This is a genomic window from Pseudomonas asplenii, from assembly GCF_900105475.1.
GTDB lineage: Bacteria > Pseudomonadota > Gammaproteobacteria > Pseudomonadales > Pseudomonadaceae > Aquipseudomonas > Aquipseudomonas asplenii.
Map to the genome: position 1 here is coordinate 2,649,342 of NZ_LT629777.1, position 20,293 is coordinate 2,669,634.

The following is a 20,293-nucleotide window of genomic DNA, read 5'->3' on the forward strand; positions in this document are numbered from 1 at the left end:
ATCCTTTCAGCTAAGGTCGCGGTGGCGGACCTGGACGTTCTTCAGGGATTGTTGCAAGAGCCGACCCAGACGCTCGGTCAGATAGACGGAGCGGTGATGCCCGCCGGTGCAGCCAATGGCAATAGTGACATACGCACGGTTGCTGGCAGCGAAGCGTGGCAACCATTTGAGCAGGTAGCTGGAAATGTCCTGGAACATTTCCTCGACATCCGGTTGCGCGGCAAGGTAATCGGCCACTGGCTGGTCGAGTCCGGACTGCTCGCGCAACTCGGGTTTCCAATACGGATTGGGCAGGCAGCGCACGTCGAACACCAGGTCGGCGTCCACCGGCATGCCGCGCTTGAAGCCGAACGATTCTATCAGAAACGCGGTGCCCGGTTCCGGCTGGTTCAGCAGACGCAGCTTGATGGTGTCACGCAACTGGTAGAGATTCAGATGGGTGGTGTTGACCTTGAGGTCGGCCAGATCGGCAATCGGTCCCAGCAGGTTGGTCTCGTCGCGTATGGCCTCGGCCAGCGAGCGATTGGCACTGCTCAGGGGGTGGCGCCTGCGTGTCTCGGAGAAGCGCTTGAGCAGGGTTTCCTCGTCGGCATCCAGGTACAGGACGTCGCACTGGATATGCCGGCCGCGGACTTCGTTCAGCAGTTCGGGAAAGCGTGACAGGTGACTCGGCAGGTTGCGTGCGTCGATGGACACGGCGACCAGCGGCTGTGCCAGCTCGGTATTGATCAGTGCCCGTTCGGCCAGTTCCGGCAAGAGTCCGGCCGGCAGGTTGTCGATGCAGTAATAGCCGCTGTCCTCGAGTACATCGAGGGCGGTGCTTTTACCTGAGCCGGAGCGGCCGCTGACGATGATCAAGCGCATGTTTACTGACCGTTTTGTACGTCCAGGACAACCCGATACAGGGCCTCGTTGCTCGGTGCGCTACGCAGGCGGTCACGCACTTCCTTGCGATCCAGCATGCTGGCTATCTGCCTGAGCAATTCCAGGTGGGCATCGGTGGCGGCCTGCGGGACCAGCAATACGAACAGCAGGTCTACCGGGGCACCGTCGATGGCGTCGAAATCGATGGGGGCGTCCAGGTGCATCAGGGCACTGATGGGCGCCTCACAGCCTTTGAGGCGGCAGTGGGGAATGGCGATGCCGTTGCCAAAACCGGTGGAGCCGAGTTTTTCACGGGCAATCAGGCTCTCGTAGACATCCTGCATTTCCAGATCTGGCACTTCACGGCTGATCAGGTTGGCAATTTGTTCGAGGGCACGCTTCTTACTGCCACCCGGCACGTTCACCAGGGAACGGCCGGGGGTCAGGATGTTTTCAAGTCGAATCATGGGAGGGAGTTAACGACCCGTACCTTGGAGCAGGTGCAGGTTCTTTTCCTTATGCTTTTTCAGTTGGCGGTCCAGCTTGTCGGTCAGCAGGTCGATGGCTGCATACATATCATCATGTTCTGCATTGGCGACGACCTCACCACCGTGGATGTGCAAAGTGGCTTCGATTTTCTGCTTCAGTTTTTCGACGGCCATTGTCACCTGTACATTGGTGATCTTGTCGAAATGGCGTTCCAATCGGTTGAGCTTTTCGCCGATATAGGCCCGCAGTGGTTCGGTCACTTCCAGTTGGTGTCCACTGATATTGACTTGCATACAGCTTCTCCTTCGTTGCCAGTGCATAAAGCGGCAAGCCTGGTGGCTTGCCACTGGAACGCTGTGGCACGCCCGGCGGTTACATCAACCGCTTCCGTTCGCTGGAAGGCGCGATCCCGAGGGACTCGCGGTACTTGGCGACGGTACGACGGGCGACCTGAATGCCTTGTGCCTCCAGTAAACCAGCGATCTTGCTGTCGCTCAACGGCTTTTTCTGATTTTCCGCTGCAACCAGTTTCTTGATGATCGCGCGGATCGCCGTGGACGAGCATTCACCGCCTTCGGAGGTGCTGACATGGCTCGAGAAAAAGTATTTCAGTTCGTAGATACCACGCGGGGTATGCATGAATTTCTGGGTGGTGACCCGGGAAATGGTCGATTCATGCATGCCCACGGCTTCGGCGATGTCGTGCAGCACCAGTGGCTTCATCGCTTCGTCGCCGTACTCCAGGAAGCCGCGCTGGTGCTCGACGATCTGGGTGGCTACCTTCATCAACGTCTCGTTGCGGCTCTGCAGGCTCTTGATGAACCAGCGCGCCTCCTGCAACTGGTTGCGCATGAAGGTGTTGTCGGCGCTGGTGTCGGCGCGGCGGACAAAGCCGGCGTATTGTGGGTTGACCCGCAAGCGTGGCACCGATTCCTGGTTCAGCTCCACCAGCCAGCGCTCGTTGTCCTTGCGCACGATCACGTCGGGCACCACGTATTCGGCTTCGGTCGACTCGATCTGCGAGCCCGGGCGCGGGTTGAGACTCTGCACCAGTTCGATGACCTGGCGAAGTTCGTCTTCCTTGAGTTTCATGCGCCGCATCAACTGGCTGTAGTCGCGGCTGCCCAGCAGGTCGATGTAATCGGTGACCAGACGCTTGGCCTCGTTCAGCCACGGGGTCTTGGCTGACAATTGGCGCAGTTGCAGCAACAGGCATTCACCGAGGTTGCGCGCGCCGATACCGGCTGGCTCGAATTGCTGGATGCGGTGCAGGACGGCTTCGATTTCGTCGAGTTCGATGTCCAGTTCCGGGTCGAACGCTTCGAGGATTTCCTCAAGGGTCTCGTCCAGGTAGCCCTGGTTGTTGATGCAATCGATCAGCGTCACGGCGATCAGGCGATCGGTGTCGGACATCGGTGCCAGGTTCAGTTGCCACAGCAGGTGGCTTTGCAGGCTTTCACCGACGGAAGTACGGGTGGTGAAGTCCCACTCGTCGTCATCGTTGCCGGGCAGGCTGCTGGCGCTGGTCTGGTAAACGTCTTCCCAGGCGGTATCGACCGGGAGTTCGTTGGGAATGCGTTCGTTCCATTCACCTTCGTCGATGTTGTCGACGGTGGGTGCGGTTTCCTGCTGATAGGAGGTTTCCGGAACTTCGGCAGTAGTCTTTTGCTCGGCGTTGTCGGCCAGTGGATCGCTGTTATCGAAGTCGTCGCCTTCTTCCTGGCGTTCGAGCATCGGATTGGATTCCAGGGCCTCCTGGATTTCCTGCTGAAGATCCAGAGTCGACAATTGGAGCAGGCGGATGGCCTGTTGCAGCTGCGGTGTCATCGTCAGCTGCTGGCCCATTTTAAGGACGAGCGATGGTTTCATGGCAGGGGCTTAACACCTTATTCGCCGGCGCGCATGCGCCATCCACTACAGGGCGCCGGAGCGCCAAACATAAGCAAATTATATGCCTGAAATCCGAGTGTTTGCCTAGAGCGCTGTAACAATAAAACAGTGGTTTTTATCGAACATTCATGCGCTCAGGCGAGTATTGGGCATCCAGATGCTTACAGGCGGAACTCGTGGCCCAGATAGACTTCCTTGACCAGTTCGTTGGCCAGGATAGTGGCCGAATCGCCTTCGGCGATCAGCTGCCCATCGTTGACGATATAGGCGGTTTCGCAGATATCCAGGGTCTCGCGGACGTTGTGGTCGGTGATCAGTACACCGATGCCCTTGGCCTTGAGGTGGTGGATGATCTGCTTGATGTCGCCCACGGAAATCGGGTCGACGCCAGCGAAGGGCTCATCGAGCAGGATGAACTTCGGCGCGGTGGCCAGGGCGCGGGCGATTTCCACGCGGCGCCGCTCACCACCGGACAGGCTCATGCCGAGGTTGTCGCGGATGTGGCTGATATGGAACTCCTGCAGCAGGCTCTCCAGCTCCTGGCGGCGAGCGGCCTTGTCGAGTTCCTTGCGTGTTTCCAGGATTGCCATGATGTTGTCGGCCACCGACAGCTTGCGAAAGATCGAGGCTTCCTGTGGCAGATAACCGATCCCGGCGCGCGCGCGGCCGTGCATCGGCTGGTGGCTGACGTCCTGCTCGTCGATCAGCACGCGGCCCTGATCGGCCTGGACCAGCCCGACGATCATGTAGAAGCAGGTGGTCTTGCCGGCACCGTTGGGGCCGAGCAGACCGACGATCTGGCCGCTTTCGATCGACAGGCTGACGTCACGCACCACCTGGCGACTCTTGTAGGCTTTGGCCAGATGCTGGGCTTTCAAAGTTGCCATTACTGGGCCTTTTGCTCGTCGGTTTTCTTTTTCGGCTGGATCACCATGTCGATGCGCTGGCGCGGCGTGGTGATCGGAGTGCCGTTGGCACGACCGGCGGTCGCCACCTGTTTCACCGTGTCATAGACGATCTTCTCGCCTTCGGTGGTGTTGCCTTCGTTGATCACCTTGGCCTGGTCGATCAGGACGATGCGGTTCTGCTGGGCGTGGTACTGGATGGTCTTGCCATAACCCTTGACCGGCTGTGGGTCGGTGGCTTTCTGCTTCTGTTCGAAGTAGGCCAGGTTGCCCACGGAGGTCACCACGTCGATGGCGCCGTCCTTGGTCCGGGTGAGCGTCACGGTGTTGCCCTTAACGATCATCGAACCTTGAGTGATGATGACGTCGCCCTTGTAGGTGGCGATGCCTTGTTTGTCATCCAGTTGAGCATCGTCAGCTTGAACGCGGATGGGCTGCTCGCTGTCGTTCGGCAGAGCCCAGGCGCTCACGCTTCCCAGTGCTGCGCCCAGGCTGAGCAAAATAGGGAGGGTTTTAACGAGACTCATACTGTCCTCTTACGTTCGATAGCAGGTGCATCCTGCTTTCTTCCAGATAGGCTTTCATGCCTTTGCCCGTGGTCACGCCGTTGGGGCCGTCGATTCTAACGGCTTGCTCGGTCTGCGCATATTGCTTCTGTGGGAATACTGTCATCCGTGTTGTAGTAATAAGCACATTGCGCTGTTTTTCGTCGGTGCGGGCGACCCGTACCGAATCGATCAGCTCGACTTCGGTGCCGTCCGGGTTGACCTCGGCGCGTTCGCTCTGGACATGCCAGGGGAAGGCGGTGCCACGGTAGATCTGCAGGTCCGGCTTGGTCACCAGAGTGACATCGGACACCTTGAGGTGCTCGACCTTGTCGCCGGTCATGTCGTACTGAATCTTGCCGTCGGGCATGTACTGAATGCTGTGGGCGTTGATCGCATAGTAGTCGATGGCGGTGTTGTCCACGGGGGCGGCGGTCTGCTCCAGGAAACGTTCCGGGCTGATGTTCCAGTAGCCAACGGCCCCGAACAGGGCGGCAATGACTCCAAACAGCAGAATGTTGCGAATCTTCTTGCTCAGCATAAAAGGCTCTACAGGTAGGCGGCGTGGGCCGCTTCGAGGCTGTCTTGGGCGCGCAGGATCAGCTCGCAGAACTCGCGGGCGGCACCTTCGCCACCGCGGGCCTGGGTGACGCCATGGGCGTGTTCGCGGACGAAGCTTGCGGCATTGGCCACGGCCATGCCCAGGCCGACGCGACGGATCACCGGCAGGTCGGGCAGGTCGTCGCCCAGGTAGGCCACCTGCTCATAGCTTAGGCCCAGTTGAGCGAGCAGGGCGTCGAGCACCACCAGTTTATCTTCACGGCCCTGGAATACGTGAGGGATTCCCAGGTTTTTGGCTCGGCGTTCGACCAGTACGGTCTTTCGGCCGCTGATGATAGCGGTTTGTACACCCGCCGCCATCAGCATCTTGATGCCCTGGCCGTCCAGTGTGCTGAACGATTTGAATTCGCTGCCATCCTCGAGGAAATACAGGCGACCGTCGGTCAATACGCCGTCGACGTCGAAGACTGCCAGCTTGATGTTCTTACCGCGTTGCAGCAGATCAGTGCTCATTCAGATGACTCCGGCGCGCAGCAGGTCGTGCATGTTCAAGGCGCCGACGGGGCGATCCTCGTCATCGACCACCACCAGTGCGCTGATTTTATGGTCTTCCATGATCTTCAGGGCCTCGGCGGCGAGCATCTCGGCCCGTGCGGTCTTGCCGTGAGGGGTCATGACGTCTTCGATCAGGGCGCTGTGGATATCGATGGTGCGATCCAGGGTGCGGCGCAGATCGCCATCGGTGAAGATTCCGGCGAGACGGCCGTCGGCTTCCACGACCACGGTCATGCCCAGGCCCTTGCGAGTCATTTCCATCAGCGCGTTTTTCAACAGTGTGCCGCGCAGCACCTGTGGCAACTCGTCGCCGGCGTGCATGACGTGCTCCACTTTCAGCAGCAGGCGCCGCCCCAGGGCACCGCCTGGGTGGGAAAAGGCGAAATCTTCCGCAGTGAAACCGCGTGCTTCGAGCAGGGCAACGGCGAGGGCGTCGCCCATCACCAGTGCCGCGGTGGTCGACGACGTCGGGGCCAGGTTCAGCGGGCAGGCTTCATGCTCGATGCGTGCGTTGAGGTTGACCTCGGCGGCCTTGGCCAGCGGCGACTCGGGGTTGCCGGTCAGGCTGATCAACTGGATGCCCAGGCGCTTGATCAGCGGCAGCAGGGTGACTATTTCCGAGGTCGAACCGGAGTTCGACAGGGCCAGGATGACGTCGTCCCGGGTAATCATGCCCATGTCGCCATGGCTGGCTTCCGCCGGGTGGACGAAGAAGGCCGGGGTGCCGGTGCTTGCCAGGGTTGCGGCAATCTTGTTGCCAATGTGCCCGGACTTGCCCATGCCGAGCACGACCACGCGGCCCTTGCTGGCCAGAATCATCTCGCAAGCGCGTACGAAATCTGCGTCGATATGGGTCAACAAGCCTTCTACGGCTTCTACTTCGAGGCGGATGGTGCGTTGTGCCGATTGAATCAGGTCGCTGGATTGGCTCATGTCAGAAATCGTATAGCCCGATGAAAAGGCGCGATTATAGCGGTAATGAGCAATTCCCTCACGCTCGATCGTTGCTCTTTACACCACGAGCGTGGGAGTCGGCTGTCGGTTTTCGCCCATCTGTGCGTCAAAACCGACTGTCCCTATCCTGAACAAGCACGGCTTTCGGCCTTGGGCGGCTCGTATCAGCAGTGATATAGTTCGCGACCAGTTCGGCCCGCTCAGGAAGTGCGCATCTCTTTTACCAGAGGCCTGGTGTCCGAGTCAGAGGCTGCATCGCAAGGAGTTTAGATGAGCGCCGATAACGCCTACGCGGTCGAGCTGAAGGGTGTCACCTTCAAGCGCGGCGCGCGCAGCATTTTCAACAATGTCGATATTCGTATTCCGCGCGGCAAGGTCACCGGCATCATGGGGCCCTCCGGGTGTGGCAAGACGACCCTGTTGCGGCTGATGGGAGCCCAGTTGCGCCCCAGCAGTGGCGAAGTCTGGGTCAATGGTCAGAACCTGCCGGCGCTATCGCGCGGCGCCCTGTTCGACGCACGCAAGCACATGGGCGTGCTGTTCCAGAGTGGCGCGTTGTTCACCGACCTGGATGTCTTCGAGAACGTTGCCTTTCCGCTGCGGGTACACACCGAGCTGCCGGAAGAGATGATTCGCGACATCGTCCTGCTGAAGCTGCAGGCCGTTGGCCTGCGCGGTGCGGTCGACCTGATGCCCGACGAACTTTCCGGTGGCATGAAACGGCGCGTGGCCCTGGCACGGGCGATTGCGCTGGATCCGCAGATTCTCATGTATGACGAACCGTTCGTCGGTCAGGACCCGATCGCCATGGGTGTGCTGGTGCGCCTGATCCGCCTGCTCAATGATGCACTGGGTATCACCAGCATCGTCGTCTCCCATGACCTGGCGGAAACCGCGAGCATCGCCGATTACCTCTATGTGGTGGGTGATGGGCAGGTGCTGGGGCAGGGCACGCCCGAAGAGTTGATGAATGCCGATAATCCGCGCATTCGCCAGTTCATGACCGGCAATCCGGATGGTCCGGTGCCGTTTCATTACCCGGCGCCGGATTACCGCGCAGATCTGTTGGGGAAGCGCTGATGCGCAAGCATTCATTGATCGAGAGAATTCGTCTGTTCGGGCGTTCGGGCATCGACGTGCTCGCGGTGCTCGGGCGTTCGACGCTGTTTCTGTTTCACGTACTGTTCGGCCGCGGCGGCATCGGCGGTGGCTTCGGCCTGCTGGTCAAGCAATTGCATGCCGTGGGGGTGATGTCGCTGGTGATCATCGTCGTCTCCGGGATCTTCATCGGCATGGTGCTGGCGCTGCAGGGGTTCAATATTCTTTCCAGCTATGGTTCCGAGCAGGCTGTGGGGCAGATGGTTGCCCTGACGTTGCTGCGTGAGCTGGGCCCGGTGGTGACCGCCTTGCTGTTCGCCGGGCGTGCCGGTTCGGCGTTGACTGCGGAAATCGGCAACATGAAGTCCACCGAGCAGCTTTCCAGCCTGGAGATGATCGGTGTCGACCCGCTCAAGTATATTGTTGCGCCACGATTGTGGGCCGGCTTCATTTCCCTGCCGCTGCTGGCGGTGATCTTCAGTGTGGTCGGTATCTGGGGTGGTTCGTGGGTCGCGGTCGACTGGCTGGGCGTCTACGACGGCTCGTACTGGGCCAACATGCAGAACAGCGTGACCTTCAATGGTGATGTACTGAAGGGTGTTATCAAGAGCATCGCGTTCGCCTTCGTGGTGACCTGGATTGCCGTTTTTCAAGGTTATGACTGTGAGCCCACTTCGGAAGGGATCAGTCGTGCCACCACCAAGACCGTGGTTTATGCCTCACTGGCAGTCCTCGGCCTGGACTTTATTCTGACCGCCTTGATGTTTGGAGATTTCTGATGCAAAACCGCACCCTGGAAATCGGTGTCGGCCTTTTCTTGCTGGCTGGCATCCTGGCTTTGCTGTTGCTGGCGTTGCGGGTCAGTGGACTGTCCCCGACGGCGAATACCGAAACCTATAAACTTTACGCCTACTTCGACAATATCGCCGGTTTGACTGTCAGAGCCAAGGTGACCATGGCCGGTGTGACCATCGGCAAGGTCACTGCGATCGATCTTGACCGCGACCACTTCACTGGCCGGGTGACCATGCAAATCGAGAAAAACGTGAACAACCTGCCGACCGACTCGACTGCGTCGATTCTCACGGCGGGACTGCTCGGTGAGAAGTACATCGGTATCAGCGTCGGTGGCGACGACGCGTTGCTCAAGGATGGCGGGACCATTCATGACACCCAGTCGTCGCTGGTGCTGGAAGACCTGATCGGTAAATTCCTGCTCAACACCGTTAACAAAGACGCCAAATGAGGAGTTTTTCCATGATCTCTATTTTGCGCCGTAGTCTGTTGGTGCTGCTCGCGGCGATGCCGCTGATGGGCAATGCGCTGGCCGCTCCTACTGCCCACGATCTAGTGCAGGACACCACCAACCGGATGCTCGCCGACCTGACGGCGAACCGGGAGAAGTACAAGCAGAATCCGACGGAGTTCTACAATTCGCTCAATACCATCGTCGGTCCGGTGGTGGATGCAGAAGGCATTTCCAAAAGCATCATGACCGTCAAGTACTCGCGCAAGGCCACGCCCGAGCAGATGACCCGCTTCCAGGAAAACTTCAAGCGCGGCCTGTTCCAGTTCTACGGCAACGCACTGCTGGAGTACAACAACCAGGGCATCACCGTCGATGCGCCGAAGGATGAGTCGGGCGACCGCACCAGCGTCGGCATGACCGTCAAGGGCAATAACGGCGCGATCTATCCGGTTTCCTACACCCTTGAGAAAATCAACGGTGAATGGAAACTGCGTAACGTGATCATCAACGGCATCAACATCGGCAAGCTGTTCCGTGACCAGTTCGCCGATGCGATGCAACGCAACGGCAACAACCTGGACAAGACCATCGACGGTTGGGCGGGCGAAGTGGAGAAGGCCAAGGCCGAGTCCGAGAAAAACCCGCAGAAGGCCAGTGGCGGTGAGTGAGGCCAGCGTTCGCCTGGGCGAAGCAGGTGAGCTGCACCTGGCCGGCGTGCTCGACTACAGCACGGGCGCGGCCTTGCGCAAGCAGGGCCAGGCGCTGATCAAGTCAAGCAGCGCGACGGCCCTGGTGGTTGATTGTTCGTCGGTGGAGAAATCCAGCAGCGTCGGCCTGGCCCTGCTGCTGGCGTTCATGCGCGATGCGGCGCAGCTCGGCAAATCCTTCAGCATTCGTGGCATGTCCCGGGAAATGCGCGAAATCGCCGAAGTTTCCGAGCTGACGGAGCTGTTGGGCGTGCAGTGATCGACTCAAATCGCAAGCCCCCCGTCAGAGTCCTGCGAATGCGGGGTTCGCAGGCGCGGGGCTTTTTTGTATCATGGTCGACCCGCGCGCGTTGGGCGCCGATCGAGGTTGAGCATGCAGGCCACCGAAGTAAAGAGCTTCCTTGAAGGAAAGCTGCCAGGAACTCAGGTTGAAGTTGAGGGCCAAGGCTGCAACTTCCAGTTGAATGTGATCAGCGACGAACTGGCAGCCTTGAGCCCGGTGAAGCGTCAGCAAAGCATCTATGCCCATTTGAACCCATGGATTGCCGATGGCAGCATCCATGCGGTCACCATGAAATTTTTCAGCAGCGCGGCCTGGGCCGAGCGCACCTGAGCCTGAACTGGCGTCGAGATTCCTATGGATAAACTGATTATTACTGGCGGCGTTCGTCTTGATGGCGAAATCCGCATCTCCGGGGCAAAAAACTCCGCCCTGCCGATTCTGGCGGCCACCTTGCTGTGCGATGGCCCGGTCACCGTGGCCAACCTGCCGCACCTGCACGACATCACCACCATGATCGAGTTGTTCGGGCGCATGGGCATCGAGCCTGTGATCGACGAAAAACTCTCCGTGGAAATCGACCCGCGCACCATCAAGACCCTGGTGGCGCCGTACGAGCTGGTGAAAACCATGCGTGCGTCGATCCTGGTGCTGGGCCCGATGGTTGCCCGTTTCGGTGAGGCCGAAGTGGCCCTGCCGGGTGGCTGCGCCATCGGTTCGCGTCCGGTCGACCTGCACATTCGTGGTCTCGAAGCCATGGGTGCGGTGATCGATGTCGAGGGCGGCTACATCAAGGCCAAGGCACCGGAAGGCGGCCTGCGTGGCGCCAACTTCTTCTTCGATACCGTCTCCGTGACCGGTACCGAGAACATCATGATGGCCGCAGCCCTGGCCCGTGGTCGCAGCGTGCTGCAGAACGCCGCGCGCGAGCCGGAAGTGGTCGACCTGGCGAACTTCCTCAACGCCATGGGCGCGAAGATCTCCGGTGCCGGTTCCGACACCATCACCATCGACGGTGTCGAACGCCTGCATTCGGCCCACTACAAGGTCATGCCTGACCGTATCGAGACCGGCACCTACCTGGTGGCCGCTGCCGTCACTGGCGGTCGGGTCAAGGTCAAGGATACCGATCCGACCATTCTCGAAGCGGTACTGGAAAAGCTCAAGGAGTCCGGCGCGTCCGTGACCACCGGCGAAGACTGGATCGAACTGGACATGCACGGCAAGCGGCCCAAGGCGGTCAACGTGCGTACTGCGCCGTACCCGGCGTTCCCGACCGACATGCAGGCCCAGTTCATCTCCCTCAACGCGATTGCCGAAGGCACTGGAGCGGTGATCGAGACCATCTTCGAAAACCGCTTCATGCACGTGTACGAGTTGCATCGCATGGGCGCCAAGATCCAGGTCGAAGGTAACACCGCGATCGTCACCGGCACCGAGATCCTCAAGGGCGCTCCGGTCATGGCCACCGACCTGCGGGCCTCGGCCAGTCTGGTGATTTCGGCGCTGGCCGCCGAAGGCGACACGCTGATCGACCGGATCTACCATATCGACCGTGGGTATGAGTGCATCGAAGAGAAGCTGCAGATGCTCGGTGCCAAGATCCGTCGCGTTCCGGGCTAGTGTGCGGGGGCCGGCTTGCTGGCGATAGCGCTGTGTCAGGCAGCACAGATGTTGACTGACCGATAGCAATCGCCTGCAAGCCGGCTCCAGGAAAGACGAGCCGGTCTGTTAGAGTGCTGCAATATCCTGAATTGAAGGACCTAGGTTTTCCCATGCTGACCATTGCACTGTCCAAGGGCCGCATTCTCGACGATACTCTGCCTTTGCTCGCCGAAGCGGGTATCGTGCCCACCGAGAATCCGGACAAGAGCCGCAAGCTGATCATTCCGACGACCCAGGACGACGTTCGCCTGCTGATCGTTCGTGCCACCGACGTGCCGACCTATGTCGAGCATGGCGCGGCCGACCTCGGTGTCGCCGGCAAGGATGTGCTGATGGAATACGGCGGCCAGGGCCTTTACGAGCCGCTGGACCTGAAGATCGCCTGTTGCAAGCTGATGACCGCCGGTGCCGTTGGCGCGGTGGAGCCCAAGGGCCGGCTGCGGGTTGCGACCAAGTTCGTCAATGTCGCCAAGCGTTACTATGCCGAGCAGGGTCGCCAGGTCGATATCATCAAGCTGTATGGCTCGATGGAACTGGCACCGCTGATCGGTCTGGCCGACAAGATCATCGACGTCGTCGACACCGGTAACACCCTGCGTGCCAACGGCCTGGAACCCCAGGAAATGATTGCGACCATCAGCTCCCGCCTGGTGGTGAACAAGGCATCGATGAAGATGCAGCACGCCCGTATCCAGTCCCTGATCGACACCCTGCGCAAGGCAGTGGAGTCGCGACACCGTAGCTGACTCACACGCGCGGCCTTGAGCCGCGCCCATCTATCCGTGTCATAGCCAGAATTCTCAGGTGCCCACGCGGATGGCTTGGTAGTCTTGCGGCGCCTGAGATTTGCTGTTCCCAAGCATTCGCCAATTATTGAGGCCCTCGCTATGACTACGTCCACCGCCATTCGCCGACTCAACGCTGCCGATCCTGATTTCGCCCATCATCTGGATCATCTGCTGAGCTGGGAAAGCGTGTCCGATGACTCGGTCAACCAGCGGGTGCTGGATATCATCAAGGCTGTGCGCGAGCGGGGCGATGCCGCCGTGGTCGAGTTCACCCAGCGTTTCGATGGCCTGGAAGCGGCTTCGATGGCGGACCTGATCCTGCCACGCGAGCGCCTGGAACTGGCCCTGACCCGCATCACCGATGTCCAGCGCGAAGCCCTGGAAAAGGCTGCCGATCGGGTGCGCAGCTACCACGAACGGCAGAAGCAGGATTCCTGGAGCTACACCGAGGCCGATGGCACGGTGCTGGGCCAGAAGGTCACCCCGCTGGACCGCGCCGGCCTGTATGTGCCTGGTGGCAAGGCGTCCTACCCGTCGTCGGTATTGATGAACGCGATTCCGGCCAAGGTGGCCGGCGTCGGTGAAGTGGTGATGGTGGTGCCGACCCCGCGTGGCGAGGTCAACGAGCTGGTGCTGGCGGCGGCCTGTGTCGCCGGTGTCGACCGGGTGTTCACCATCGGTGGTGCCCAGGCGGTCGCAGCACTGGCCTACGGCACCGAGAGTGTGCCCAAGGTCGACAAGGTGGTCGGTCCGGGCAACATCTATGTCGCCACCGCCAAGCGCCATGTGTTCGGCCAGGTGGGTATCGACATGATTGCCGGCCCTTCGGAGATCCTGGTGGTCTGCGATGGCCAGACCGATCCGGACTGGATCGCCATGGACCTGTTCTCCCAGGCCGAGCACGACGAGGACGCCCAGGCGATCCTGGTCAGCCCGGACGCGGCGTTCCTCGATCGGGTGGCGGCGAGCATCGACAAACTGCTGCCGACCATGGACCGCGCGCCGATCATCGAGACCTCGATCAACGGTCGCGGCGCGCTGATTCAGGTCCGTGACATGCAACAGGCAATCGAAGTCGCCAACCGTATCGCCCCGGAACACCTGGAGCTGTCGGTCGCCGACCCGCAGGCCTGGCTGCCGCAGATCCGCCACGCCGGTGCGATCTTCATGGGCCGTCACACCTCCGAGGCCCTGGGCGACTACTGCGCAGGTCCCAACCACGTGCTGCCGACCTCCGGTACCGCACGCTTCTCGTCGCCGCTGGGGGTGTATGACTTCCAGAAGCGTTCGTCGATCATCTTCTGCTCCGAACAGGGGGCGTCCGAGCTGGGCAAGACCGCCTCGGTGCTGGCCCGTGGCGAGTCGCTGAGCGCCCATGCCCGCAGTGCGGAATACCGGATCGTCGCCGAAGACCAGGAATAAGGGGAAAAGCATGAGCAAGTTCTGGAGCAAATTCGTCAAGGACCTGGTGCCCTACGTGCCGGGTGAGCAACCCAAGCTGACCAAACTGGTCAAGCTCAACACCAATGAAAACCCCTACGGTCCTTCGCCCAAGGCCCTGGCGGCGATGCAGGCCGAGGTCAACGACAACCTGCGCCTGTATCCCGATCCCAATGGCGACCGGCTCAAGCAGGCCGTGGCCGAGTACTACGGTGTGCGGAGTAACCAGGTGTTCCTCGGCAACGGTTCCGACGAAGTCCTGGCGCATATCTTCCATGGCCTGTTCCAGCAGGATCGGCCGCTGCTGTTCCCGGATATCAGCTACAGCTTCTATCCGGTCTACTGCGGCCTGTACGGCATCGGTTTCGAGGCGCTGGCGCTGGACGAGCAGTTCCAGATCCGTGTGGCCGACTACGCTCGGCCCAATGGCGGGATCATCTTCCCCAACCCGAATGCACCGACCGGCTGCCTGCTGGCGCTGGATGCGGTCGAGCAGATCCTCAAGGCCAGCCCGGATTCGGTGGTAGTGGTCGACGAGGCCTATATCGACTTCGGTGGCGAAACGGCCATCAGCCTGGTCGACCGTTATCCAAACCTGCTGGTGACCCAGACCCTGTCCAAATCCCGCTCCCTGGCGGGTCTGCGGGTTGGGTTGGCGGTCGGCCATCCGGACCTGATCGAGGCGCTGGAGCGGATCAAGAACAGCTTCAACTCCTACCCGCTCGATCGCATGGCGATTGCTGGCGCAGCGGCGGCGTTCGAGGATCGGGCGTACTTCGAGCAAACCTGTCGCCAGGTCATCGAAAGCCGGGAGCGGCTGGTGGCGCAATTGCAGGCCAAGGGTTTTGACGTATTGCCTTCGGCCGCGAACTTCATCTTCGCCCGGCATCCCCGGCATGACGCCGCGACGCTGGCGGCCAAGGTGCGGGAGCAGGGGGTGATCGTGCGTCACTTCAAGCAGGAGCGGATCGCGCAGTTCCTGCGCATCACCATCGGTACGCCCGAGCAGAACCAGGCGTTGATCGAGGCCTTGGGCGAGCTTTGATCGCCTGATCTTGCGGGAGCCGGGTGGGCGGCGCTGAATTCATCGCCAGCAAGCGGAGCGCCGCCCGGCCGTCTCCCACGGGTTGGATCAGTGTCCAGCTTCTTGGGGCAGTCCGGGCTCTGAGGTTCCCACAAATCGTGTCAGACAGGTTTCGTGGGAGCCGGCTTGCTGGCAATAGCGTCCTGGCCGCCGCCGCTGAACCCGGTCTTACTCCTCTTCCTTCTGCGCGGTCTGCTGTGGCGGACGCAAGCCGATCTCGGCGGTCAGCTTGAGCTCCTTGCCGTTGCGCAGCACCTGGATCACCACCTTTTCGGTCGGTTTGATCCGCGCCACCTGATTCATCGACCGGCGCCCGTCATTGGCCGGCTCACCATTGATGCTCAGGATCACGTCACCCAACTGCAGGCCGGCCCGTTGTGCCGGTCCGTCGCGGAAAATTCCCGCCACCACGATGCCTGGGCGCCCGCTCAGACCGAACGACTCCGCCAGTTCCTGGGTCAGCGGCTGCACTTCGATGCCCAGCCAGCCACGAATCACCTGGCCGTGCTCGATGATTGCCTTCATCACTTCGACCGCCAGATTGATCGGGATCGCGAAGCCGATGCCCTGGGAACCACCGGACTTGGAGAAAATCGCAGTGTTGATGCCGGTCAGGTTGCCGTTGGCGTCGACCAGTGCGCCGCCGGAGTTGCCGGGGTTGATGGCCGCATCGGTCTGGATGAAGTCTTCGTAGTTGTTCAGGCCCAGCTGGTTGCGGCCGGTGGCGCTGATGATGCCCATGGTGGTGGTCTGGCCGACGCCGAACGGGTTGCCGATCGCCAGGGCGATGTCACCGATGCGGATCTTGTCCGAGCGCCCGATGGTGATCGACGGCAGGTTCGGCAGATCGATCTTGAGCACCGCCAGGTCGGTTTCCGGGTCGCTGCCGATCACCCGTGCCAGGGTCTCGCGGCCATCCTTGAGCGCCACGACGATCTGGTCGGCGCCGGCGGTCACGTGGTTGTTGGTCAGCAGGTAGCCGGTGGAACTCATGATCACCGCCGAGCCCAGGCTCGACTCCATGCGTTTCTGCTTGGGCAGGTTGTCGCCGAAAAAGCGTCGGAACTGCGGGTCCTCGAACAGCGGATGGCTGTTCTTGTTGACCATCTTGGTGGTGTACAGGTTGGCCACCGCCGGTGCGGCGAGGTCCACCGCATCAGCATAGGACACCGGGCCCTGCTGGATGGTCGCGGTCTGCGGGGCTTGTTGCAGGTTCACATCCAGATCAGGCAGGCCGACCCATTGAGGGTAACGCTGGATAATCAACAGAGCGACCAGCACGCCGACCAGCAGCGGCCAGCCGAAAAAACGCAGAGCCTTGAGCATTGAACAAGTCCTGGGAGGTTGCAGGCCATCTTGGACGGCCCATAATGTCGCGCATTATACGAGGCTGCGAGCGCCTCGGGACGGGATATTGAGGAGTTTTTATGGCCGTTGCACTGAGTACCCTGGTCGAGGAGGCGGACCGCTTTCTGGGCAGTTCGCGAATTGCCGATTATTGCCCCAACGGCCTGCAGGTCGAAGGCCGGCCGCAGGTCACCCGGATCGTCAGCGGGGTCACCGCCAGCCAGGCGCTGCTCGATGCGGCGGTGGAGGCCGGGGCCGATCTGGTGCTGGTGCATCACGGCTATTTCTGGAAAGGCGAGGATCCCTGCGTCGTGGGGATGAAGCAGCGTCGACTGAAAACCCTGCTCAAGCACGACATCAGCCTGTTGGCCTACCACCTGCCACTGGACCTGCACCCGGAAGTCGGCAATAACGTGCAGCTTGCCCGCCAGTTGGATATCACCGTGGAAGGTCCGCTGGACCCCGAGAATCCCAAGGTGGTGGGGCTGGTCGGCTCCCTCAACGAACCGATGACCGCGCGCGACTTCGCCCGCAAGGTCCAGCAGGCGCTGGGGCGCGAACCGTTGCTGATCGAGGGCAGCGAGATGATCCGACGGGTCGGCTGGTGTACGGGCGGTGGCCAGGGTTACATTGATCAGGCGGTGTTGGCCGGGGTCGATCTGTACCTCAGCGGCGAAGCGTCCGAACAGACCTTCCACAGCGCGCAGGAAAACGGCGTCAGTTTCATTGCTGCCGGCCACCATGCGACCGAACGCTATGGCGTGCAGGCCCTGGGTGAATACCTGGCCCGGCGGTTTGCCCTGGAGCACCTGTTCATCGACTGCCCGAATCCGATCTAGGCGCGATCCCGTCCGCTTTCAGGGGTGGGGGCTGCCAAACAGGGCGATATATTCTTATATCGTTTCGATCTATCTGAGCTAATCAATAGAATAGGTCGCTGTGCTAGCATGCCCCGCTCGAACACGGCCCGCAGGCCGTCCACAAGAACGCTTTTCGTGAGTAGCCATGGTCGACAAACTGACGCATCTGAAACAGCTGGAGGCGGAAAGCATCCACATCATCCGCGAGGTGGCCGCCGAGTTCGACAACCCGGTGATGCTGTACTCCATCGGTAAAGATTCCGCCGTGATGCTGCACCTGGCACGCAAGGCGTTTTTCCCCGGCAAGCTGCCGTTTCCGGTGATGCATGTCGATACCCAGTGGAAATTCCAGGAAATGTACAAATTCCGTGATCGCATGGTCGCGGAAATGGGCCTGGACCTGATCACCCACGTCAACCCGGAAGGTGTGGCGCAGGGCATCAACCCGTTCACCCACGGTAGTTCCAAGCACACCGATATCATGAAGACCCAGGGCCTCAAACAGGCGCTGGACAAACATGGTTTCGACGCTGCTTTCGGAGGCGCCCGACGTGACGAAGAAAAATCCCGTGCCAAGGAGCGTGTGTATTCCTTCCGCGACAGCAAGCACCGCTGGGATCCGAAGAACCAGCGTCCGGAACTGTGGAACGTGTACAACGGCAAGGTCAACAAGGGCGAGTCGATCCGCGTCTTCCCATTGTCGAACTGGACCGAGCTGGACATCTGGCAGTACATCTACCTCGAAGGCATTCCGATCGTGCCGCTGTATTTCGCCGCCGAGCGTGAAGTCATCGAGAAGAACGGCACCCTGATCATGATCGACGACGATCGCATCCTCGAGCACCTGTCCGACGAGGAAAAAGCCCGTATCGTCAAGAAGAAGGTGCGTTTCCGTACCCTTGGCTGCTACCCGTTGACGGGCGCGGTGGAGTCCGAGGCCGAAACCCTCACGGACATCATTCAGGAAATGCTCCTGACGCGTACTTCCGAGCGCCAGGGCCGGGTCATCGACCACGATGGTGCCGGTTCGATGGAAGACAAGAAACGTCAGGGCTACTTCTAAACAGGGTTTTTCAGCATGTCGCATCAATCCGATCTGATCAGCGAGGACATCCTCGCCTACCTGGGCCAGCACGAACGCAAGGAACTGCTGCGTTTCCTGACCTGCGGCAACGTCGACGACGGCAAGAGCACCCTGATCGGGCGCCTGCTGCACGACTCCAAGATGATTTACGAAGACCATCTGGAAGCCATCACCCGTGATTCGAAGAAAGTCGGCACCACCGGTGACGACATCGACCTGGCACTGCTGGTCGACGGCCTGCAGGCCGAGCGCGAGCAGGGCATCACCATCGATGTCGCCTACCGCTATTTCTCCACCGCCAAGCGCAAATTCATCATCGCCGATACTCCCGGCCATGAGCAGTACACCCGCAACATGGCTACGGGTGCCTCTACCTGTGACCTGGCGATCATCCTGGTCGATGCCCGCTACGGTGTGCAGACCCAGACCCGTCGCCACAGCTTCATCGCCTCCCTGTTGGGCATCAAACACATCGTCGTCGCCATCAACAAGATGGACCTCAAGGACTTCGACCAGGGCGTGTTCGAGTCGATCAAGGCCGACTACCTGAAGTTCGCCGAAGGCCTGAAGATGAAACCTTCGAGCATGCACTTCGTGCCGATGTCGGCGCTCAAGGGCGACAACGTGGTGAACAAGAGCGAGCGTTCGCCCTGGTACACCGGCCAGTCGCTGATGGAAATCCTCGAGACCGTGGAAGTGGCGGGCGACCGCAATCTCACCGACCTGCGTTTCCCGGTGCAGTACGTCAACCGTCCGAACCTGAACTTCCGCGGCTTTGCCGGCACCCTCGCCAGCGGCATCGTGAAGAAAGGCGACGAAGTGGTGGTTCTGCCGTCGGGCAAGAGCAGCCGCGTGAAATCCATCGTTACCTACGAAGGTGAGTTGGAACACGCAGGTCCCGGCCAGGCCGTGACCCTGACCATGGAAGACGAGATCGACATCTCCCGTGGCGACCTGCTGGTCCATGCCGACAGCGTGCCACCGGTGACCGACAGCTTCGAGGCCATGCTGGTCTGGATGGCCGAAGAACCGATGCTGCCGGGCAAGAAATACGACATCAAGCGTGCCACCAGCTATGTGCCGGGCTCGATTGCCAGCATCGTCCATCGGGTCGACGTCAACACCCTGGAAGAAGGCTCGGCCAGTGCCCTGCAACTGAACGAGATTGGCAAGGTCAAGATTGCCCTGGATACGCCAATCGCCCTGGATGGTTACGACAGCAACCGCACTACTGGCGCGTTCATCGTCATCGACCGCCTGACCAACGGCACCGTCGGCGCCGGCATGATCGTCGCCCAGCCGCTGGCCCATGGCGGTGCCACTCACCATGGCAAGCTGGCGCATGTCGCGACCGAAGAACGCGCCCAGCGTTTCGGTCAGCAACCGGCCACCGTGCTGTTCACTGGCCTTTCGGGCGCTGGCAAGAGCACCCTGGCCTATGCCGTGGAGCGCAAGCTGTTCGATATGGGCCGTGCGGTGTTCGTCCTGGATGGTCAGAACCTGCGCCACGACCTGAACAAGGGGCTGGCGCAGGATCGCGCCGGTCGCACCGAAAATTGGCGGCGTGCCGCCCAGGTGGCGCGCCAGTTCAACGAAGCCGGCCTGCTGACCCTGGCCGCGTTCGTGGCGCCGGATGCCGAAGGTCGCGAGCAGGCCAAGGTGTTGATCGGTGCTGAGCGTCTGGTCACCGTTTACGTCCAGGCCTCGCCATTGGTCTGCCGTGAGCGTGACCCGCAAGGGCTGTACGCGGCGGGTGGCGACAACATCCCGGGTGAGTCCTTCCCGTACGATGTGCCGCTCAATGCCGACCTGGTCGTCGACACGCAAGCCTTGTCGCTGGAAGACAGCGTCAAGCAGGTGCTGGATCTGCTGCGTCAGCGCGGCGCGATCTAAGCCTCGCCGGCAACAGAAAAGCCCGCGACCGATCA

Annotated in this window: 23 protein-coding genes; 13 read left to right on the plus strand and 10 right to left on the minus strand. The window is 60.9% G+C overall.

Annotation, left to right across the window (positions count from 1 at the left end):
* Positions 1–6: 6 nt before the first annotated feature.
* From rapZ to BLU37_RS12125, 9 genes are all read right to left on the minus strand, one after another.
* Positions 7–864: an RNase adapter RapZ gene (rapZ, locus tag BLU37_RS12085; protein ID WP_010445280.1), complete on the minus strand. Its 858-nt coding sequence runs from the start codon at positions 862–864 to the stop codon at positions 7–9.
* 2 nt (positions 865–866) lie between these two features.
* Complete coding sequence (gene ptsN, locus BLU37_RS12090; RefSeq protein WP_010445279.1) at positions 867–1,331, minus strand: PTS IIA-like nitrogen regulatory protein PtsN; 465 nt, start codon at positions 1,329–1,331, stop codon at positions 867–869.
* A gap of 9 nt (positions 1,332–1,340) precedes the next feature.
* Positions 1,341–1,646, minus strand: coding sequence for a ribosome hibernation-promoting factor, HPF/YfiA family (hpf, locus tag BLU37_RS12095; RefSeq protein WP_010445278.1), 306 nt, complete (start codon positions 1,644–1,646; stop codon positions 1,341–1,343).
* Between the two features lie 79 nt (positions 1,647–1,725).
* Complete coding sequence (locus tag BLU37_RS12100; RefSeq protein WP_010445277.1) at positions 1,726–3,222, minus strand: RNA polymerase factor sigma-54; 1,497 nt, start codon at positions 3,220–3,222, stop codon at positions 1,726–1,728.
* Between the two features lie 182 nt (positions 3,223–3,404).
* A complete protein-coding gene (lptB, locus tag BLU37_RS12105) occupies positions 3,405–4,130 on the minus strand; it encodes an LPS export ABC transporter ATP-binding protein (protein WP_010445275.1) in 726 nt (241 codons plus the stop codon).
* Positions 4,130–4,675 (minus strand): lipopolysaccharide transport periplasmic protein LptA, encoded by a 546-nt coding sequence (gene lptA, locus BLU37_RS12110; RefSeq protein ID WP_090205110.1) that lies wholly within the window; start codon positions 4,673–4,675, stop codon positions 4,130–4,132. The genes lptB and lptA overlap by 1 nt, the downstream gene beginning before the upstream one ends.
* Positions 4,662–5,234 carry an LPS export ABC transporter periplasmic protein LptC gene (gene lptC, locus BLU37_RS12115; RefSeq protein ID WP_029532607.1) on the minus strand — a complete coding sequence of 191 codons (573 nt, stop codon included), beginning with the start codon at positions 5,232–5,234 and terminating at the stop codon, positions 4,662–4,664. Before lptC ends, lptA begins: the two co-directional genes overlap by 14 nt.
* A gap of 8 nt (positions 5,235–5,242) precedes the next feature.
* Positions 5,243–5,767, minus strand: coding sequence for a KdsC family phosphatase (locus BLU37_RS12120; RefSeq protein ID WP_010445270.1), 525 nt, complete (start codon positions 5,765–5,767; stop codon positions 5,243–5,245).
* A complete protein-coding gene (locus BLU37_RS12125) occupies positions 5,768–6,742 on the minus strand; it encodes a KpsF/GutQ family sugar-phosphate isomerase (RefSeq protein ID WP_090205113.1) in 975 nt (324 codons plus the stop codon).
* Positions 6,743–7,033: 291 nt separating this feature from the next.
* On the opposite strand from BLU37_RS12125, the gene BLU37_RS12130 reads away from it, so the two are divergent.
* The 10 genes from BLU37_RS12130 to hisC all read left to right on the plus strand — a co-directional run bounded on the left by BLU37_RS12130 (position 7,034) and on the right by hisC (position 15,035).
* A complete protein-coding gene (locus BLU37_RS12130; RefSeq protein WP_010445267.1) occupies positions 7,034–7,843 on the plus strand; it encodes an ATP-binding cassette domain-containing protein in 810 nt (269 codons plus the stop codon).
* Complete coding sequence (mlaE, locus tag BLU37_RS12135) at positions 7,843–8,640, plus strand: lipid asymmetry maintenance ABC transporter permease subunit MlaE (RefSeq protein WP_090205115.1); 798 nt, start codon at positions 7,843–7,845, stop codon at positions 8,638–8,640. The genes BLU37_RS12130 and mlaE overlap by 1 nt, the downstream gene beginning before the upstream one ends.
* Positions 8,640–9,107 carry an outer membrane lipid asymmetry maintenance protein MlaD gene (gene mlaD, locus BLU37_RS12140; protein ID WP_010445264.1) on the plus strand — a complete coding sequence of 156 codons (468 nt, stop codon included), beginning with the start codon at positions 8,640–8,642 and terminating at the stop codon, positions 9,105–9,107. The genes mlaE and mlaD overlap by 1 nt, the downstream gene beginning before the upstream one ends.
* 11 nt (positions 9,108–9,118) lie before the next feature.
* The gene (locus tag BLU37_RS12145) at positions 9,119–9,778 is read left to right on the plus strand and encodes an MlaC/ttg2D family ABC transporter substrate-binding protein (RefSeq protein WP_090205118.1); all 660 of its coding nucleotides are present in this window, start codon (positions 9,119–9,121) and stop codon (positions 9,776–9,778) included.
* Entirely contained in the window at positions 9,771–10,076 is a 306-nt protein-coding gene (locus BLU37_RS12150) for an STAS domain-containing protein (RefSeq protein WP_090205121.1), read from the plus strand. The genes BLU37_RS12145 and BLU37_RS12150 overlap by 8 nt, the downstream gene beginning before the upstream one ends.
* 114 nt (positions 10,077–10,190) lie before the next feature.
* Positions 10,191–10,430, plus strand: coding sequence for a BolA family protein (locus tag BLU37_RS12155; protein ID WP_010445256.1), 240 nt, complete (start codon positions 10,191–10,193; stop codon positions 10,428–10,430).
* Positions 10,431–10,454: 24 nt separating this feature from the next.
* Positions 10,455–11,720 carry a UDP-N-acetylglucosamine 1-carboxyvinyltransferase gene (gene murA / locus BLU37_RS12160; RefSeq protein WP_090205124.1) on the plus strand — a complete coding sequence of 422 codons (1,266 nt, stop codon included), beginning with the start codon at positions 10,455–10,457 and terminating at the stop codon, positions 11,718–11,720.
* Positions 11,721–11,872: 152 nt separating this feature from the next.
* Positions 11,873–12,508: an ATP phosphoribosyltransferase gene (gene hisG, locus BLU37_RS12165; protein ID WP_029532602.1), complete on the plus strand. Its 636-nt coding sequence runs from the start codon at positions 11,873–11,875 to the stop codon at positions 12,506–12,508.
* A 141-nt stretch (positions 12,509–12,649) separates the two neighbouring features.
* A complete protein-coding gene (gene hisD / locus BLU37_RS12170; protein ID WP_010445250.1) occupies positions 12,650–13,972 on the plus strand; it encodes a histidinol dehydrogenase in 1,323 nt (440 codons plus the stop codon).
* A 10-nt stretch (positions 13,973–13,982) separates the two neighbouring features.
* Positions 13,983–15,035 (plus strand): histidinol-phosphate transaminase, encoded by a 1,053-nt coding sequence (gene hisC, locus BLU37_RS12175; protein WP_090205127.1) that lies wholly within the window; start codon positions 13,983–13,985, stop codon positions 15,033–15,035.
* Between the two features lie 207 nt (positions 15,036–15,242).
* Here the strand turns inward: hisC and algW are convergent, their stop codons facing one another.
* Positions 15,243–16,400 carry a Do family serine endopeptidase AlgW gene (algW, locus tag BLU37_RS12180; protein WP_010445245.1) on the minus strand — a complete coding sequence of 386 codons (1,158 nt, stop codon included), beginning with the start codon at positions 16,398–16,400 and terminating at the stop codon, positions 15,243–15,245.
* 101 nt (positions 16,401–16,501) lie between these two features.
* Here algW and BLU37_RS12185 point away from each other — a divergent pair, with 101 nt between their 5' ends.
* The 3 genes from BLU37_RS12185 (at position 16,502) to cysN (ending at position 20,258) form a co-directional block, all read left to right on the plus strand.
* Entirely contained in the window at positions 16,502–17,260 is a 759-nt protein-coding gene (locus BLU37_RS12185; RefSeq protein WP_090205129.1) for a Nif3-like dinuclear metal center hexameric protein, read from the plus strand.
* 166 nt (positions 17,261–17,426) lie between these two features.
* The gene (gene cysD / locus BLU37_RS12190; RefSeq protein WP_010445241.1) at positions 17,427–18,344 is read left to right on the plus strand and encodes a sulfate adenylyltransferase subunit CysD; all 918 of its coding nucleotides are present in this window, start codon (positions 17,427–17,429) and stop codon (positions 18,342–18,344) included.
* A 15-nt stretch (positions 18,345–18,359) separates the two neighbouring features.
* Positions 18,360–20,258, plus strand: a complete 1,899-nt coding sequence (gene cysN / locus BLU37_RS12195; RefSeq protein WP_090205133.1) for a sulfate adenylyltransferase subunit CysN — start codon at positions 18,360–18,362, stop codon at positions 20,256–20,258.
* Positions 20,259–20,293: the final 35 nt, after the last annotated feature.

Bases quoted from the DNA above. Each gene is read 5' to 3' on its own strand.
- rapZ (WP_010445280.1), bottom strand. From the start codon at position 864: ATGCGCTTGATCATCGTCAGCGGCCGCTCCGGCTCAGGTAAAAGCACC.
- ptsN (WP_010445279.1), bottom strand. From the start codon at position 1,331: ATGATTCGACTTGAAAACATCCTGACCCCCGGCCGTTCCCTGGTGAAC.
- hpf (WP_010445278.1), bottom strand. From the start codon at position 1,646: ATGCAAGTCAATATCAGTGGACACCAACTGGAAGTGACCGAACCACTG.
- BLU37_RS12100 (WP_010445277.1), bottom strand. From the start codon at position 3,222: ATGAAACCATCGCTCGTCCTTAAAATGGGCCAGCAGCTGACGATGACA.
- lptB (WP_010445275.1), bottom strand. From the start codon at position 4,130: ATGGCAACTTTGAAAGCCCAGCATCTGGCCAAAGCCTACAAGAGTCGC.
- lptA (WP_090205110.1), bottom strand. From the start codon at position 4,675: ATGAGTCTCGTTAAAACCCTCCCTATTTTGCTCAGCCTGGGCGCAGCA.
- lptC (WP_029532607.1), bottom strand. From the start codon at position 5,234: ATGCTGAGCAAGAAGATTCGCAACATTCTGCTGTTTGGAGTCATTGCC.
- BLU37_RS12120 (WP_010445270.1), bottom strand. From the start codon at position 5,767: ATGAGCACTGATCTGCTGCAACGCGGTAAGAACATCAAGCTGGCAGTC.
- BLU37_RS12125 (WP_090205113.1), bottom strand. From the start codon at position 6,742: ATGAGCCAATCCAGCGACCTGATTCAATCGGCACAACGCACCATCCGC.
- BLU37_RS12130 (WP_010445267.1), top strand. From the start codon at position 7,034: ATGAGCGCCGATAACGCCTACGCGGTCGAGCTGAAGGGTGTCACCTTC.
- mlaE (WP_090205115.1), top strand. From the start codon at position 7,843: ATGCGCAAGCATTCATTGATCGAGAGAATTCGTCTGTTCGGGCGTTCG.
- mlaD (WP_010445264.1), top strand. From the start codon at position 8,640: ATGCAAAACCGCACCCTGGAAATCGGTGTCGGCCTTTTCTTGCTGGCT.
- BLU37_RS12145 (WP_090205118.1), top strand. From the start codon at position 9,119: ATGATCTCTATTTTGCGCCGTAGTCTGTTGGTGCTGCTCGCGGCGATG.
- BLU37_RS12155 (WP_010445256.1), top strand. From the start codon at position 10,191: ATGCAGGCCACCGAAGTAAAGAGCTTCCTTGAAGGAAAGCTGCCAGGA.
- murA (WP_090205124.1), top strand. From the start codon at position 10,455: ATGGATAAACTGATTATTACTGGCGGCGTTCGTCTTGATGGCGAAATC.
- hisG (WP_029532602.1), top strand. From the start codon at position 11,873: ATGCTGACCATTGCACTGTCCAAGGGCCGCATTCTCGACGATACTCTG.
- hisD (WP_010445250.1), top strand. From the start codon at position 12,650: ATGACTACGTCCACCGCCATTCGCCGACTCAACGCTGCCGATCCTGAT.
- hisC (WP_090205127.1), top strand. From the start codon at position 13,983: ATGAGCAAGTTCTGGAGCAAATTCGTCAAGGACCTGGTGCCCTACGTG.
- algW (WP_010445245.1), bottom strand. From the start codon at position 16,400: ATGCTCAAGGCTCTGCGTTTTTTCGGCTGGCCGCTGCTGGTCGGCGTG.
- BLU37_RS12185 (WP_090205129.1), top strand. From the start codon at position 16,502: ATGGCCGTTGCACTGAGTACCCTGGTCGAGGAGGCGGACCGCTTTCTG.
- cysD (WP_010445241.1), top strand. From the start codon at position 17,427: ATGGTCGACAAACTGACGCATCTGAAACAGCTGGAGGCGGAAAGCATC.
- cysN (WP_090205133.1), top strand. From the start codon at position 18,360: ATGTCGCATCAATCCGATCTGATCAGCGAGGACATCCTCGCCTACCTG.